13 protein-coding genes are annotated in these 16,699 nt (G+C 40.1%); all 13 read left to right on the plus strand.

The genetic code is table 11. From position 1 onward, the window contains the following. Positions 1 to 27 precede the first annotated feature (27 nt). The 13 genes from ACOXXR_RS03205 (at position 28) to ACOXXR_RS03265 (ending at position 16,498) form a co-directional block, all read left to right on the plus strand. A complete protein-coding gene (locus ACOXXR_RS03205; protein ID WP_445278703.1) occupies positions 28 to 951 on the plus strand; it encodes an aldo/keto reductase in 924 nt (307 codons plus the stop codon). Between the two features lie 110 nt (positions 952 to 1,061). After that, entirely contained in the window at positions 1,062 to 1,214 is a 153-nt protein-coding gene (locus ACOXXR_RS03210; protein WP_123159054.1) for a dTDP-6-deoxy-D-glucose-3,5-epimerase, read from the plus strand. A gap of 284 nt (positions 1,215 to 1,498) precedes the next feature. Further along, positions 1,499 to 3,247 (plus strand): ABC transporter ATP-binding protein, encoded by a 1,749-nt coding sequence (locus tag ACOXXR_RS03215; RefSeq protein WP_445278704.1) that lies wholly within the window; start codon positions 1,499 to 1,501, stop codon positions 3,245 to 3,247. Continuing rightward, complete coding sequence (locus ACOXXR_RS03220) at positions 3,237 to 5,105, plus strand: ABC transporter ATP-binding protein (RefSeq protein WP_445278705.1); 1,869 nt, start codon at positions 3,237 to 3,239, stop codon at positions 5,103 to 5,105. The genes ACOXXR_RS03215 and ACOXXR_RS03220 overlap by 11 nt, the downstream gene beginning before the upstream one ends. A 117-nt stretch (positions 5,106 to 5,222) precedes the next feature. Then, positions 5,223 to 6,158 carry an Rpn family recombination-promoting nuclease/putative transposase gene (locus tag ACOXXR_RS03225; RefSeq protein ID WP_445278706.1) on the plus strand — a complete coding sequence of 312 codons (936 nt, stop codon included), beginning with the start codon at positions 5,223 to 5,225 and terminating at the stop codon, positions 6,156 to 6,158. A 113-nt stretch (positions 6,159 to 6,271) separates the two neighbouring features. After that, positions 6,272 to 6,649, plus strand: a complete 378-nt coding sequence (locus ACOXXR_RS03230; protein ID WP_003017122.1) for a YbgA family protein — start codon at positions 6,272 to 6,274, stop codon at positions 6,647 to 6,649. Beyond that, positions 6,650 to 7,015: a TIGR02328 family protein gene (locus tag ACOXXR_RS03235; RefSeq protein WP_445278707.1), complete on the plus strand. Its 366-nt coding sequence runs from the start codon at positions 6,650 to 6,652 to the stop codon at positions 7,013 to 7,015. Positions 7,016 to 7,141: 126 nt separating this feature from the next. Beyond that, positions 7,142 to 10,135 carry a type I restriction endonuclease subunit R gene (locus tag ACOXXR_RS03240; RefSeq protein ID WP_445278708.1) on the plus strand — a complete coding sequence of 998 codons (2,994 nt, stop codon included), beginning with the start codon at positions 7,142 to 7,144 and terminating at the stop codon, positions 10,133 to 10,135. A gap of 10 nt (positions 10,136 to 10,145) precedes the next feature. Further along, on the plus strand, positions 10,146 to 10,724 hold the full coding sequence (locus tag ACOXXR_RS03245; RefSeq protein ID WP_445278709.1) for an HNH endonuclease family protein: 579 nt from the start codon (positions 10,146 to 10,148) through the stop codon (positions 10,722 to 10,724). 102 nt (positions 10,725 to 10,826) lie between these two features. Beyond that, positions 10,827 to 11,981 (plus strand): hypothetical protein, encoded by a 1,155-nt coding sequence (locus ACOXXR_RS03250; RefSeq protein ID WP_445278710.1) that lies wholly within the window; start codon positions 10,827 to 10,829, stop codon positions 11,979 to 11,981. A 24-nt stretch (positions 11,982 to 12,005) separates the two neighbouring features. Beyond that, complete coding sequence (locus ACOXXR_RS03255) at positions 12,006 to 13,376, plus strand: SIR2 family protein (protein ID WP_445278711.1); 1,371 nt, start codon at positions 12,006 to 12,008, stop codon at positions 13,374 to 13,376. A gap of 23 nt (positions 13,377 to 13,399) precedes the next feature. Next, positions 13,400 to 14,608, plus strand: coding sequence for a restriction endonuclease subunit S (locus tag ACOXXR_RS03260; RefSeq protein ID WP_445278712.1), 1,209 nt, complete (start codon positions 13,400 to 13,402; stop codon positions 14,606 to 14,608). A gap of 9 nt (positions 14,609 to 14,617) precedes the next feature. Continuing rightward, positions 14,618 to 16,498, plus strand: coding sequence for an ATP-binding protein (locus ACOXXR_RS03265; protein WP_445278713.1), 1,881 nt, complete (start codon positions 14,618 to 14,620; stop codon positions 16,496 to 16,498). The last annotated feature ends 201 nt before the right edge of the window (positions 16,499 to 16,699 follow it).

The following is a 16,699-nucleotide window of genomic DNA, read 5'->3' on the forward strand; positions in this document are numbered from 1 at the left end:
TGAAAGTAGAATGAAAAGGAGGCGGACATGAACTATATTGAGTTTGCTGAAAATGAGCATCTGTCCACGATTGTCCTTGGGATGATGCGGATCAGCCAGATGAGTGAAGATGAGGTGGAGGCCTTGGTGGAGGCAGCCTTGTCAATTGGGATCAACACTTTTGATCTGGCGGACATCTATGGTGATGGCCAGTGTGAGGTCCTGTTGGGTAAGGTTCTCAAACGCCGTCCGGATCTTCGAGATCAGATGTGGATCCAGTCCAAGTGTGGCATTCGCAAAGACGGCTTTACCTATTTTGATTTTTCTAGGGACTATATTTCGGACTCCGTCGATGGCATCCTCGAGCGCCTGCAGATCGAGCGCTTAGATAGTCTCCTCCTTCACCGACCGGATGCTCTCATGGAGCCGGAAGAAGTAGCAGCAGCTTTTGATCACTTGGAGCAAGCGGGCAAGGTCCGTCATTTTGGAGTGTCCAATCAAAATCCTATGATGATGGAATTGCTCAAAAAGGCTGTCAAACAGCCTCTCAAGGTTAACCAGTTGCAGTTGAGTGCCGCCTTTACACCGAGCTTTGAAGCTGGTTTTCATGTCAATATGGAAGGGCCAAAAGCAGCCGTGCGAGATGGCAGTGTCTTTGAGTATTGTCGTTTAACGGATACAGTGATTCAAGCCTGGTCTGTCCTCCAGCATGGCTATTTCAAGGGGAATTTTGTCGGCAAGGAAGAGTTTGCGGCCCTCAATCATGTCCTCAATGACTTGGCGAAGAAATACAAGGTCACTCCGACCGCTATTGCCCTAGCCTGGATCCTCCGCTATCCGGGTAAGATGCAGGCCGTCATCGGAACGACCAAACCCCAGCATGTCCTTGAAGCGGGGAAAGCAACAACAGTAACCCTAACGCGTAAGGAATGGTACCAAATCTACCTGGCTGCGGGTAATGATCTGCCATAGAATTATTAAAAAGGTTGGGCTTCCCAGCCTTTTTTGCTTGTGATAAATGATTGAAAGAGAGAGGCTTTTCCGCTATTCTAGGGGAATAATAGAAATGAAAGGGAGACATCATGAAACGGAGCTACTGGCAGGACCTGAAGGGGGCCTTTTACTTAATCTGGCGCAACAAATGGTCCTTTATCTCTGTGGGGATCCTCCTGCAGTTTGTGATTGGTATTGGGGTTGCGGCCTTGAGCTTGGTGTCCCTCAGTACCAGTGAATAGGAATACGGTTTAAATAGAAATCTGGCTTACTAGGTTTCAAGATGGCCAAATTGGAATATTCTTTAGTGATGTTACCTAAATGTTTGATTTTTCTTCCATATTCCTCTATACTAAGTAGTATGAATAATGAAAGTCGTCCCTACAGTAACGCTGTCAGGGTGCTTTCTCTTTCTATAGCTTTCTTTTGTAGGCGCAATCCTCTCAGAACGAAGGACTGTTTCTTTGTTCGGAAATGGACTGCCAGTAAAGAAAACTTTACTAACTAGTATTTTTAGGAGGTAACTATGCTTCAGTCATTGATTGCTGAAATCAAGGAATACAAGAAACCCTCTATTCTAGCCTCACTCTATATGGTGTTTGAGGTCATGTTTGAGATTTCTATTCCATTCATTATGGCGACGCTTTTGGACAAGGGGGTTCAGAAGGGGGATATGACCACTGTTCTCACCTATGGTCTCCTCATGTTGGTCTTCGCCTTTCTCTCTCTTTTCTGTGGGATGCAGTCGGCTCGCTACGGGGCTTTTGCTTCAGCTGGATTTGCTAAGAACCTACGGAAGGCAATTTTCAAGAAGATCCAAACTTTCTCCTTCGAAAACATCGATAGCTTCTCCTCAGGTGGTCTGGTAACCCGGATGATGACGGATGTGACCAATGTGCAGAACTCCTATCAGATGGTGATCCGGATCTGTGTGCGGGCACCGCTCAATCTGATCTTTGCTATCGTTGCTAGCTACTTGATCAATCCGCAGATGGCTAGTATCTTTGTAGGGATTACCCTTTTCTTAGGGCTGGTCTTGGGTGTGATTACTAAGATCGTCTATCCACTCTTTACCAAGGTCTTTGATGCCTATGATAACTTGAACAATAGCATCCAGGAAAACATCACCAACATGCGCGTGGTCAAGTCCTATGTCAAGGAAGAAAAAGAGACTGTCAAGTTTAAGAAAGCTTCTCGCTTGATCTACAACATGTTCATGAAGGCTATTCGCATCGTGATTTTGAGTAGTCCAGCCATGATGCTCTCCTTGTATGCTTCCTTTATCTTGATCTCTTGGATCGGGGCACAACTCATCGTGGGTGGAAGCTTTACCACTGGTGAGCTGACGTCTATGTTTGCCTATGTCATGACCATCCTTATGTCCCTCATGATGTTTATGATGATCTTCGTGATGCTCTCGATCTCTATGGCATCTGTAGAACGGATCAATGAAGTCCTTGGGACAGAGTCAACCATCGTCTCTCCGGAGAATGGTCTGACAGAAGTAGCGGATGGATCGATTACCTTCGACCATGTGGACTTTGCCTACACGGACGAAAATGGCGACAAGGCCCATGTCTTGTCCGATATCAACCTCAGCATTCGCTCGGGTGAAGTGATCGGGATCCTTGGGGGGACTGGTTCCGGTAAGTCTAGTCTGGTCCAGCTCATCCCTCGTCTCTATGATGTGGAGTCAGGTAGCGTCAAGGTCGCTGGTCAGGATGTGCGAAACTATGATTTGGATCATTTGCGCAAGCAAGTAGCCATGGTGCTTCAAACCAATGTCCTCTTCTCTGGTACCATCAAGGAAAATATGCGCTGGGGGAATAAGAACGCGACGGATGAAGAAATCATAGAAGCTTGTAAGATTGCTCAAGCGGATGAATTTATCCAGAACTTTAAGGATGGCTATGATACCATGATCGAACGTGGTGGAGCCAATGTGTCAGGTGGTCAGCGTCAACGTCTCTGTATCGCCCGCGCCCTCTTGATGAATCCAAAGATTTTGATCTTGGATGATTCGACCTCGGCTGTCGATACTAAGACCGATAGCCTGATCCGTCAAGGATTGGCTACCAGTCTTAAAGACACAACTAAGATCATCATTGGCCAACGGATCTCTTCTATCCAAGATGCAGACCGAATCGTGGTCATGAATGATGGGAAGATCGATGCGATTGGTACTCACCACGACTTGATTGAGACCAATGCCATCTACCGTGAAGTCTATGACATGCAAACCCAAGGGAAAGGAGGACAAGCAGATGAAGAATAAGAAAAAAGCTAGCTGGGGCTCTCTCGTACGCTTGCTAGACTATATGTGGAAACAATATAAGTTTGTTCTCCTACTAGCGGCTATCCTCATTGTGGCAGCCTCCCTCTCTACGGTCTATATTACCTCCTCTATCCGGGCCTTGGTGGACCAATACATCCAACCTATGTTAGATAGTGGTAGCAAGGACTTTGGTCCTCTCCTCAGCTTCTTGATGATGCTGGCAGTAGTCGGTATTTTGGGTGTTTTGGCCAACTATGGCTTCTCCCTCATTATGGCGACAGTATCTCAAGATACCCTGCGCTCTCTACGAAACCAGCTCTTTGCCCGTATGCAGAAGCTCCCTGTGAAGTACTTTGATACCCACCAGCACGGGGATATCATGTCTATCTATACCAATGACATCGATGCTCTTCGCCAAGCGATCGAGCAGTCTATCCCGCAGCTCTTGCAGTCTGCCATCACCATTATCGGGGTAGCTGTCAGCATGATCATGATTAGCCCTCTCCTTTTCCTTCTCGTTCTTTTGATGGTCGGAGTCATGGCCTATGTCATCAAAGATATCTCTGGCAAATCTGGTCGCTATTTCGCCGATCAGCAAAAGAACCTAGGGATTGAAAACGGCTTTATCGAAGAGATGATGTCTGGTCAAAAGGTGGTCAAGGCCTTCGTTCATGAAAAAGAAAGTATTGAAGCCTTTGAGAGGATTAATGACCAGCTCTTTGAATCTTCCTACCAAGCCAACCGCTATGCCAATGTCTTGATGCCTATCTTGGGGAACCTGGGAAATGTCTCCTTCGTCTTGACCTCACTGGTCGGAGGGATCTTTGCCTTGAATGGTATCAGTGGCCTCACCATTGGTGGACTCATGGCCTTCCTCCAGCTCAACCGTTCCTTCAACGGACCTATCACCCAAGTATCGCAACAGTTGAACTTTGTCCTCATGGCTCTTGCTGGGGGGGATCGGATCTTTGATCTCTTGGATGAAGAAGTCGAAGTGGATGAAGGGAAAGTCACCTTGGTCAACTATGAAGAGGTCGATGGTCGCATGGTCATCACTGATAAGAAGACCAATCTCTGGGCTTGGAAACACCCTCGGGAAAATGGCGACTACGAACTGGTCAAACTGGTCGGAAATGTCGTCTTTACCAATGTAGACTTCTCCTACAATGAGAAGAACCAAATCCTTTACGATATTAACCTCTACGCAGACAAGGGGCAAAAGGTGGCCTTTGTCGGCGCGACAGGAGCAGGAAAGACCACCATTACCAACTTGATCAATCGTTTCTACGATATTCAATCAGGATCTATCACCTATGATGGGATTGATGTGAAGCTGATCGAGAAGGATTCGCTCCGTCGTTCGCTTGGGATCGTCTTGCAGGATACCCACCTCTTTACTGGAACCATCGCAGAAAATATCGCCTATGGTCGATCAGATGCGACCCGGGAGGAGATCCTGGAAGCAGCCCGCATTGCCAATGTAGATTCCTTCGTCAAACATTTGGACCAAGGATACGATACCGTCTTGAACGATGATGGAGCTGGTCTCTCTAACGGTCAACGTCAGTTGATTGCTATTGCGCGTGCTGCCTTGGCCAATGCACCAGTCTTGATCCTTGATGAAGCAACTTCCTCAATCGACTCACGGACAGAGAAGATGGTCCAAGAGGGGATGGATCGCCTGATGGCAGGACGGACTGTCTTTGTCATCGCCCACCGTCTCTCAACCATCGTCAACTCTGATGTGATCATGGTCATGGACAAGGGACGCATCATCGAGCGAGGCAACCACGCTTCCTTGATGGCAGAACGCGGGACTTATTACCGCCTCTACACCGGTGGCCTTGAAATTGATTAACAAAAAAAGTCTGAGCAGGTCTCAGGCTTTTTTTCGTGGGAGAGAATCTTTTTACGAATGATATAAGTAAGGGAGGAGTTGGTTCTCCCTCATTAAGAATGTAAAAGGAGGAAAAAGATGCGCAAACGCCATCCCCATATTTCACCCACTCTGGATCTGATTGCAAAGAAAATTTTTAGTATTCCAGATGTCACTGCAAAATTTATCCAAGAGGTCCTGGACTTACCCATCCGCTCGGTAGAAATCTTAGAAGGCAATCAAATTCATGAACAAGGATTTTTAGGAGATTACCCATTTGAGACTTCTGTAGATGTGCGAGCAAAATTAGATTCGGGCCTAGAAGTCATTATTGAGATTCAAGTCATGAAGCAGGAGTATTTTGTCAATCGTTTTTATTATTATCTGGCCAACCAGTTGATTGAAAATGTCCGAAAAAAACGGAAGAAAGGCCAAACTCATCAGATGTACGAGGATCTGGTTCCAGTCTATGGGATTGCGATTTTGGAGAAGAGTATTTTCCCTGATGAGGCTTCTCCTGTCAATGTGTATGAAGTGCGTCATGCCATCCATGGGGGTCCCCTTCTCGCTAATAGCAAGGGGAATCAACGTCATAATCTATTGCGACTTGCCTTTTTAGAATTGGACAAGTATAATGAAAGGAGAGGGACGCAAGTGAGTGATCCATTGCAACAGTGGCTAGAATTCTTCGGGAATCATCCCTTTAGTCATCAACCAGATCAAGTGATCGAACAAGCAGAGTCGCTCTTAATCCCATCCAATTGGACCAAGGAGGAAAAAGACATGATAGATGAACGCATCCGCCTCAGAGAAAACTGGAATATGTGTATGGAAACCTTGCTCAAAGAAACCAAGGAAGAAGCTGGCAAGATTGCATTAGAACAAGGAAGAATGCAGGGGTTAGAACAAGGACGAGAAGAAGCTACCCTTCGTATCGCCCAAGGACTCTTGGCCAATGGCTTTAGCACCGAAGATGTCCAACGGTATACCGATTTAAGTGAAGAGCAGATAGAGCAGTTAAAAGCCTCCCTTTGATAAATAAAACAGCGAGAAAAACGGGCCTTGTAGGTCCACTTTTTTTATGACTTAACTCATTTCCATGGTATAATGGGAGGACTATTGATAGAGAAGATCAAAAGGAGACACGAGTGGATCAAAAACATCACTGCCAAGTCCTATGGGCGAAAAATAAATACCTGGTGCTGAGTCATTCCAGCAACATTTACAAGGAAATCCGAGAATACCTCAAGCAAGACCAGGTTGAGGTCAGTCACGTCGAGGACCTGATCCAGCAAGCGCTGGCCTTGCCGGAAAATCGTGGCCAGGTCTCCAATGCTTTCCAGCATATTTGGGGCTATTTCAAAAAGCAGGCGACTCCTGAGGAAAAGGCCGACTTCATGCTGCTACTTGAGAAATACCAGCATGGCCAAGCTAGCCAAGAGGATCTCATCAAGGGGATCCAGACGCTCCTTGAGCGCTATCCCAATCGCTACTTGCAAGACTCGACATTACTAGGAGGTCAATAGATGAGACTGTGGCACCAAGACTTGATTAGCAAACTCCCTCGTCCCCAGCTCCTCGGCCAACATCGGGAATGCTGCGCCCTTCGAGGCAACGGCTGGGGCAAGAAGCACGCGACGGTCAACTATGTCTTTGACTACTCGCCCTATCGCCTCTATGCCTATCACCGCCTCATCATGGAGGAGATGACCGCTCGTGGCTACAAGGTCAGCCCAGAGTGGTGGGAGCCGACCTACCGAGGCAAGACCTGCCCAGCCTACCCAGAACTGGGAGAAGAAGCCTTGAGTACACCCATCTATCCCGAGCATCAGGCTACTTACCTCCAAGAATGCCTAGACAATCTAGCAGAAAAAGGGATTCAATTAGATTAAGAAAAAACGGACCAGACCAGGTTCGTTTTTTTGCGCGAAAAAGCAACAAAATGCTTTGAAAGCGTTAATTTCTTTCCCAAACATGCTATAATAATAGGAGATTATGTACAGGAAAAGGATAGACGGATGAAGGCAGTAGCAACTCCAGAACTTGAGATTGAAAGACAGTTGATCCAGCAGTTGACATCAGGAGAGAGTCAGTGGACCTACCGAGAGGATCTCAAGAATGAAGACCAGTTGTGGGACAATTTCTTTGATAAGCTCGCGCAAAACAATGTCGCCGTGCTGGCGGACCATCCCTTGACCGACCAAGAAAAGCGCCAGATCAAGAACCAGCTCAACTTTGTCAGCTATTATGAAGCGGCCAAGTGGCTAGCAGGTGAAAATGGCATCGCCAAGGTAGAAGTCCAACGGGAGGATGCTAGTCTAGGAACTATCCGCTTAGCGGTCATCTGGCGGGACAATATCGCTGCTGGGAAGTCGAGCTATGAAGTGGTCAACCAAGTCGAACGCGACAAGGCCTATCCGCTAGACCAAGATCGCCGGCTCGATACGACCCTTTTGATCAATGGCCTGCCTCTCATCCATATCGAACTCAAGAGTCCACGAGTAGCCTTTCTAGATGCCTTTCACCAGATCAAAAAGTACGACCGAGAAGGTAAGTTCCGGGGCATTTACTCGAGCTTACAGATGTTTGTCGTGACCAATAAAGTCGACACACGCTATATCGCTGCAGCCCGTGAAAGCAAGCTAAACAAGCAATTCCTGACCAAGTGGGTGGACAAGGATAACCAACCTATGATCGATCTCAACAGCTTTGCCCATGAGGTTCTCTCCATTCCTCGGGCCCACCAGATGGTCATGCAGTACTCAGTCATCGACGATAGCAAGAAAGCACTCATCCTCCTGCGTCCCTACCAGATCCATGCCATCGAGGCTGTACAGGAAGCCTCTCGTCGCCAAGAGTCGGGCTATATCTGGCATACGACTGGATCAGGCAAGACTCTGACCTCTTACAAGGTAGCGCGCAATCTCTTGCAGATCCCAGCGATCCAAAAGACCATCTTTGTCGTCGACCGCAGAGACTTGGACCAACAGACGACCTCGTCCTTCCTCTCTTATGCGGCCAATGATGTCATCGACATCGACGAGACGGACAATACCCATGAACTGGTCAAGCGCCTAGGGGGCAATGACAAACGCGTGGTGGTCACGACCATCCAGAAAATCACGACCATGATACGCAAGTTCGAAGAAGGAAAGTATCAGCGGGATGCTGGGAAGATCAAGGATCTGCGCGTGGCCTTTGTCGTGGATGAGTGCCACCGGGCGGTCACCCCACAGACGCAAAAAGAGATCAAAGCCTACTTCAAAAACTCTCTCTGGTATGGCTTTACAGGGACTCCAATCTTCAAGGAAAACAAACGCAAACAAGTGGGAGACCTGGCTCAGACCACCCACCAACAGTATGGTGATCGCCTGCATGAATACACGGTCAAGGAAGCCATCCATGATGGAGCGGTTCTTGGCTTTAAGGTAGACTACCGCAACACCATCATCTCTAATCTCCTAGAAGAAGAGATCCCAGACCAGGCCTATGAGGACAAGGAGCACATGCTAGAGGTCCTAGATGCCATTCTCAATAAGAGCCAGCAACAGCTCAATATCCCTAAAGGGGTTGGAAAGAGCTATGAGGCTATCTTGACAGTCAAGTCCATCCCACGAGCACAGGCTTACTACAATCTGCTCAAGAGCATACTCGCGGGCAAGGAGCGGGTCAAGGTCTCCGAGCGGGTCAAACGCCATTTGCCAGATTTTCCAAAGTTTACCATCACCTACTCGGTGTCTGAAAATGAGGAAGAGTCCATCGGCTACCAAGACCATATGAAGCAGGTCATGGAGGACTACAACCAAGAGTTTGGAACGCATTTTAGCCTAGCAGATCTGCGGGGCTTTAACACCGATGTCAATAATCGCTTGGCCAGAAAGCAGGACAAGTATCTCTATCGCAATGAACAGTTGGATCTGGTCATCGTGGTTGACCGTCTGTTGACTGGTTTTGATGCACCTTGTCTTTCTACGCTCTTTATCGATCGCAAGCCCATGCGCCCACAGGACTTGATCCAGTCCTTCAGCCGGACCAATCGGATCTTTGATGACAAGAAACACTTCGGCCATATCATCACCTTCCAGCGCCCTCAAGCCTTTAAGGAAGCCGTTGACAATGCCCTCAAGCTCTACTCCAATGGAGGAGAAAATGAGGTCCTAGCACCTAGCTGGGAAGAAGAGAAGCGCAACTTCTTAAAAGCCTGGGCAGAGTTTAAAGGCCAAGTCACAGACATCGAAGAAGAAGGCGTCGCCCTCGAGCAAGCTCCAACAGCTCAGCTCCGTAAGGTCGCCAAAGCCTATCAGGTCTTTGACAAGTACCAAGCCTCGATCCGTGTCTACTCTGAGTATGATAAGGAAGAGATCTATCGGGAAACAGGCCTCAGCGACAGTCAGCTCGAAGTCTATCTGGGACTCTATCAAAATATCCTGGCGGAGATCAAGAGCAGGGACCCAGAAGTGGACAGCCAAGATGAGCTGGACATCCACTATGAGCTAGAGTCTGTCCAAGTCGATGAGATCAACTATGCCTATATCCTGATGCTGATCCAGAGTATGATCCAGCAGGAGGAAAATGACGAGCAGACCCTGAGTGACAAGGACATCGCAACTGTGGATAGCTATATCGAGAGCCTGAACCGGACCAATCCAAGCCTAGCCGAGATCATCCAAAACCTTTGGACCCAAGTCCAAGAAGAGCCCGAACGCTACCGAGGACAATCCATTACCGGAGTCTTGGACCAGATGATCGAATCCGTCATTGATAGCCATATCGTAAGTTTCGCCAAAAACTGGTATATCGGAGCCGACGAACTCCGTTACTATATCCAACACTACCGTAAAGGCTCTAAAAAACAAGCCGGTGAAAGCCAGCTGACCAAGAGCCAACGCTACAAAGACTACAAGGCAGAAGTAACAGATGCTCTCAACCCACTCAGCTACAAAAAACAAATCAAAGAAGCCTATACCCAACTGATTGAAGAAGTGATTGAACCACTGAGAGTGGGGAGGTAGAGGAGATAATGTGGATAAATTATTAGATAGTTTTAAAACAGTTTTTGGTAATCGGTTTCTAGAATATTTTAAGAATCAGGAAAAGAAGCACCATTACTTAAAATTGAATGACTATAAAAAAGTAATTCAGAAATTTGTTGAGGATGAACAGAGAGAGCGAGTTAATTATTATAGCGGGACACATGTTCATTTCACTCGTTTTCTGCTTATTAGTATTGAGAAATTTAAAAGTAATGGGAGATCAATAGATTTTACAGAATTAGATCATAAAGGTAAAATGATTTGGCAGTTGGAACATATTATACCCCAAAGTAATTTTGAAAAGGAAGATTCAGACGAGAATAGATTAGGGAATTTAACCTTGTTGCATAGGGATACAAATGTAAAAATCTCAGATAAAAATTTTGAAGAAAAAATGAGAGTGTTACGTGATGAGGATGAGTTATATTTTTACATTAACAAAGTTTTTAGAGGAGATAATTTTGAAAAATCTAATATTGAAAATAGATCAGTTAATTTAATTGATGATTTAGGTAAAATTATAAACGATAATTTTAACGTTTATTGCAAAAAAGTACTAAAAATATAATACAAAAAATATTGAATATAATTTCTAAATTTTGTTATTTATACTTTGTAAGTATATAAACTGACAATATGTGAGATAGAAAAGCGTTAGAATGGCTAAATAATGAAACAAAAATGTCTACACGAAGTATCCAAATCAATTCTGCTAGAGGAAACTATAGAATTAAGACAAATTTTAGAATTTATTTATAATTCCAAAGATGAAGCTAGCAATAATGAAATTTATATTGCTTTAATTCCAATTATCTCATCTATTTGTTTAGGATGGCTTGAAATATTTAAGGATGAAGATGTAAAAATGGATGTCTTTAAAACAGGGGATTATAATTTTGAGGAATTACTAAAAAGTTCTAGGGTTGGATTAAAATTATACTCTGATAAAAAATTATCAAAGGCTGGTAAACTACTAAGAAAGAATTCGGAAGAATTTAAAGCCATACTTCAAACAGATTATAATGCTTTACAAAAACTTTTTGTTTATTTGTTTGGGCAATGTGACTTTGGAGTTTTTAGTATAAATAATATTCCATTTGGAAATACCAGTCAACAGTTTCTTTATTTTGAAGATTTTATAAAGTTTGAGGAAAATGTATCTTTTAAAACATGGTCATTAGAAATAGAAAAGGTTATTTTTGAGTATTCTAAACATATTGGATTTATTATTGAATATATAATAAAACTATTTAATAAATCAAATTCTATTTCTAAAGGTTCTAAAATCAAATTAGACAGTAATAACATGAGCCATAAAGATTATTTTCTTATTGATGAGAAACGTAGAAATATTTTGCAAGGAAATCTTCCAATGGAGGTTCAATTACAGCTTTTCAATGTATTATGTCAGAATAATTTTATAACTAGTGTATTATCAGAAGGATTTAATTCTAAAGGTATTCTATTTTATAGATCAAAAATTCAAACTTATCTTGTAAGTGTTAATTATCTGATAAAAGTACATAATAAATACAATGAATATCTAAAAAAAGAATATGAGGATGATTTCAAGTGTACTTTTAAAGTTAAAAACAAGTATTTTCCAAATAATTGTAGCTTAAGAAATAATATATTTCACTACAAGATTCAATCATTTCCCGAACTAGTTTTTTTAAATTCTAGTAGTTACTTTATAGATATGGTTGAGTATGAAACTAAAATAAATTTTAAGAATTTAATGAAAATAGTAGATGATGAAATTGATAGAATTAATTCTATTATTTACAAGATAATTAATTACGATGGATTTTATATAAAAAATTAAGTTGATTGAGAGTGGATTATAATTATGATACATGTTAGTGGAGAAAATATAGAAGGTTGCTTTCAATGTTTGAAAAATAGTGATTTTATTTTACCTGAAGATATTATTCAAGCTGTTATTAATAAAAATTTGGTACTATTTTGTGGGGCAGGTATTAGCACAGAATCTAAAAAAGTTATGCCTTACACATTTTATACAGATGTGTTTGAAGAATTAAAAAAAGATAATAAAGTTAATGTGAGGGATGATTTATCTTTTTCATCTCTTATGAGCCTATACTGTAGTAATGTTTCTAATGGTCGAAAAAAATTATTTCAAAAAATAAATAAGAGATTTCAGATGATTGAGAATTTTCCTGAATTGTATAGAATAGCTTCTGAATTCCATACTGAAGTTTCACAAATTCCTCAAATTGAAACAGTGATAACGACTAATTGGGATTGTCTTTTTGAGGATAATTGTGATATGTTTCCAATTATTTACAATGAGGATGTTGCTCTGTGGGATACGTTTGAAAAAAGAGTATTTAAAATTCATGGCTCTATTAAGAATTTAGGTTCAATTATTGCAACCGCTGCAGATTATGAAAATTGTTATTTAAAATTATCCACAAAGCCTATTGGTGATAGATTAAAAACAATTTTATCTACAAAGACAGTGGTGTTTATAGGTTTTTCTTTTGGTGATGAAGATTTGAATAAAATTATTGAAATTCTTTCAGATGATTTGGGACAGTTTGCTAATCAATTTTATTTAGTTACAATTGATGAAAAGTGGTTAGATAATCCCCCCGAAAATATAATTCCAATAATTACAGATGGGACGTATTTTGTTAATTCTTTAAAAAAGGAACTTATTAAAAGAAAAATTATTTTTGATAGCGAGTTATACCAATTTACTGAATTTGCAAATGATACTTTAGTAAATGAGCATGTTAAGTGGATGGATGATTCAAAATTTCATAAAATTTTACAAGAATATCCCGAACTTTTATTAAGTATTGCTTATCAAGATGGCCTAATTCATGCTTTTCAGAGGTGTCATGCCGATAAAAAGTCAGGAAGAATGTTAATGCCACAATATATTCATAAAGTTGTTCGTAGATATTTACTTTTCTATAACCAAAGGATGAATGAAAATGAATATTTACGAGCTTATTATGATCGAGGGTATTCTGATGGTTTTTTAGCATTGGAAATGTTTGCATGTGGTAAAAGCGAAGATGCTTTATTACCGCCGATGTTCTTTTTTGACGATGAAAATTTTGTCGATTTAGAATCAATATTATCCTATTTAAAGGATAATAGAAACCAAGAAATTTACAAATATTGTAAAGAAAAGGTTACTCTTTATAAGAACGAGGTTATTCCTCATTTTATGCCATGGTTTTGTTAGATGTATTTTAGTGGAGATTTTAAATGAATCAACATAATAATTCAAAAATTAGATTTAAGGGATATGATAATTCTCTTGAAAGAAAACAGATCGGAGAGATAACCACAAGTTTTTCTGGAGGAACTCCAAAATCAAGTAATAAGAGTTATTACGAGGGGGACATACCCTTTATAAGGTCAGGAGAAGTTAAATCAAAACAAACAGAATTATTTATTAGTAATGAAGCTTTACAAAACTCTTCAGCAAAAATAGTAGCACAAGGTGATATTTTATATGCTCTGTATGGTGCAACAAGTGGGGAGGTTGCGATAAGTCAAATCAATGGCGCCATTAATCAGGCAATTCTTGCTATTAAGCCTAATCAAGGATATTCTTCTGAGTTTATTATGAATTATCTGAAAAAAGAGAAAGATAATATTTTGGAAAAATATCTACAAGGTGGGCAAGGGAATCTTTCTGCGGCTATTGTTAAAAGTATTGAATTGTATTTACCTAGCCTAGAAGAACAAACTGCTATCGGCACCCTCTTCCGCACCCTCGACGACCTTCTGGCTAGCTACAAGGACAATCTTGCTAATTATCAATCTCTCAAGGCGACCATGCTCTTTAAGATGTTTCCAAAAGCTGGACAGACCGTTCCTGAAATACGTTTGGATGGATATAAAGGTGAGTGGGACCTAATCAAGTTAGGTGATTTTTGTGATTTGATTACAAAAGGAACAACAGGAAAATCGCAATCAGAACAAGGAAAGGTTAACTTTATTAAGGTTGAAAACTTAAAAGATAATGAAATCTATCCTATTGTTAAAATTTCAGAGGAAGAACATTTCGGAAGTTTGAAGAGATCTATACTGTATGAAGGAGATGTATTATTTTCGATTGCAGGTACTCTTGGTAGAACTGCAATTGTTAAAAAAAATATTCTTCCAGCTAATACAAATCAAGCTCTTGCAATCATTAGAGGGTATAATTTAGATGCATATTTTTTGTTGGTAGTATTATCTGGGGAAGTTGTGAAAGATTATATCCGAAAAAATCCAACAGTAGGCGCACAACCAAATCTTTCCTTAGAACAAGTATCTTCTTTAAAAATAAAAATACCATCTTTAGAAGAACAACAAGCCATCGGGGCCTATTTCTCTAACCTCGATAACCTCATCGCTACTCACCAAGAAAAAATTTCGCAGCTCGAGACTCTGAAAAAGAAACTCTTGCAGGATATGTTTATTTAAGGAGGAGTTATGTATAGTTCTAAAACAGACTTAATTGAAAAGCTAGAATCTGAAAAGAAAAGGTTTCGAGATAATTTAAGTCAAATATATGATTATGAAAAAGATTTATATAATCGAGTAGATGATTATCTATTTGAACTTATTTCTTTTATAAACAAAGAGCTAGATGAAGAAGCTTTGTCTAATGATGTAACGGTAAGGTATAAAACATTACGTGATAATTTGTTAGAAAGTATCTGCAATTGTTATGGTGGTGATATTCATTCGTATGATTCTTTATTTCCTCAAATTATATATAATTTCAAAGTAATTAAACTTTTCTCTTTTATTGCTAAAATAGATTCTACCACAGTTATCATTGGGGCTAATGGGGCAGGGAAAACAAGTCTTATTAATGAGTTAAGAAAGAATAATAGTAAGATTAATAGTAATGAAATGTATGTTTTACCTGCTCAAAAACTGTTGTGTTTTGCTACTCATATTCAGGATAGGAATGTAGTTGATGAAGACTCTTATATTACTGAGTTTAACAATATAAGCCTAAAGTACGAAACAATAGATCTATACCTTAATCAGATTGATGCAAATTTTTCAAATACTTTTACGAAATTAATAACATTATTGGTAAAAGACTATACAAACATAGTTACTCGTAGATCAAGAAAAGAAAAAGATTTACCTCTAACTTTATGGGATAGAGTAGAGCAAATATGGAATAAAATTTTCCCAGAAATAATATTTGAACTTGAACCTGATGATAGAGTTGTTAAAGTTGAAAAAAATGGTTCTAAATATAGTATAAATGGTCTTAGTGATGGAGAACGCTGTGTATTATTTTATATTGGTAATGTCCTTCTAGCTCCAGAAAATAGTTATATTATCGTTGACGAACCAGAAACATTCCTTAATGCTGCTGTCTATAATGAATTATGGGATTTGCTCATATCAGAGCGACCTGATTGTCAATTTATTTTTGCTTCACATAACATGGACTTTGTTCAATCTAGAACAAATGCAACCTATATATGGTGTAAGAATTTTGAAGCACCTTATGATTTGGATTATCAGGTGTTGGAAGAATCACAAGAAATACCATTACCGTTATTAAATGAAATATCTGGTGCAAAAAAGCCAATTTTGTTTTGCGAAGGAACTAAAAATAGTCTGGACTACCAAATATATTCCAAATTATTCAGTGAATTTTGTTTTGTCAAACCAGTTCAAGGGCATAAGCAAGTTATTCAATACACAAAGGCTTATAATTATTTAAACAAAATGCATGGAAATAAAGCATATGGCATTATTGATTATGATTGGATGAATGAAAGTAGTATTCAAGAGAACACAGAAGAGGGGATTTTTGTTCTTCCATTTAATGAAGTAGAGATGATACTTATTGATGAAGCAGTAGTGAAGTCTTGCTTACCTTTTGATGACGACAAAGAAAAACAACGAAAATTTGAAAATTTTCAACAAAGTATTATTGAATCTTGTAAAGCAAACAAAGATAAAATAATAAGTATAGCATTGAAAAAGAGACTTGATGAATTCATGGAAAGTCATTTAATTGAAATAAGTGAACCAAATGAACACGATGCTCATGTGTTTTTAGATAGCTTATCTTCTGAATTTGATGTAGATTCAACGTTTAATAAAATTAATTCTATTGTTGAAGAAAGTTTGGCTTCATCTGATTTTTCAAGGATATTAAAGATTTGTAACTTAAAAAAAGAAATAATTGAATACAGAGGTAACACAGAAATAACTCCTAAGTTCAAAGAAAAAGCTTTAAGTCGTATAGCCCTGGATTCTGAACTATATATATTATTAAGAACAAAATATTTTAATGAATTTGTAACTCTACTTAATAATAAAAAACTTGATTTTTAAATTAATTTCTAGATATAGATACAAAAGAAACTCTTACAAGATATGTTTATCTAACCTTCAAAAAATAACCTTATCAGTATCCATAAGCGCACCCTTTTTCGAATAGTATAAGTGAGCCCCTTTGATCCTTTCAAAGGGTGCTCCTTAGTATTTAATAACTTAAAAGTATTTACTTTTAATAACTTTAGAGTTATAATTAAT

The sequence above is a fragment of the Streptococcus sp. KHUD_013 genome, from assembly GCF_052588545.1.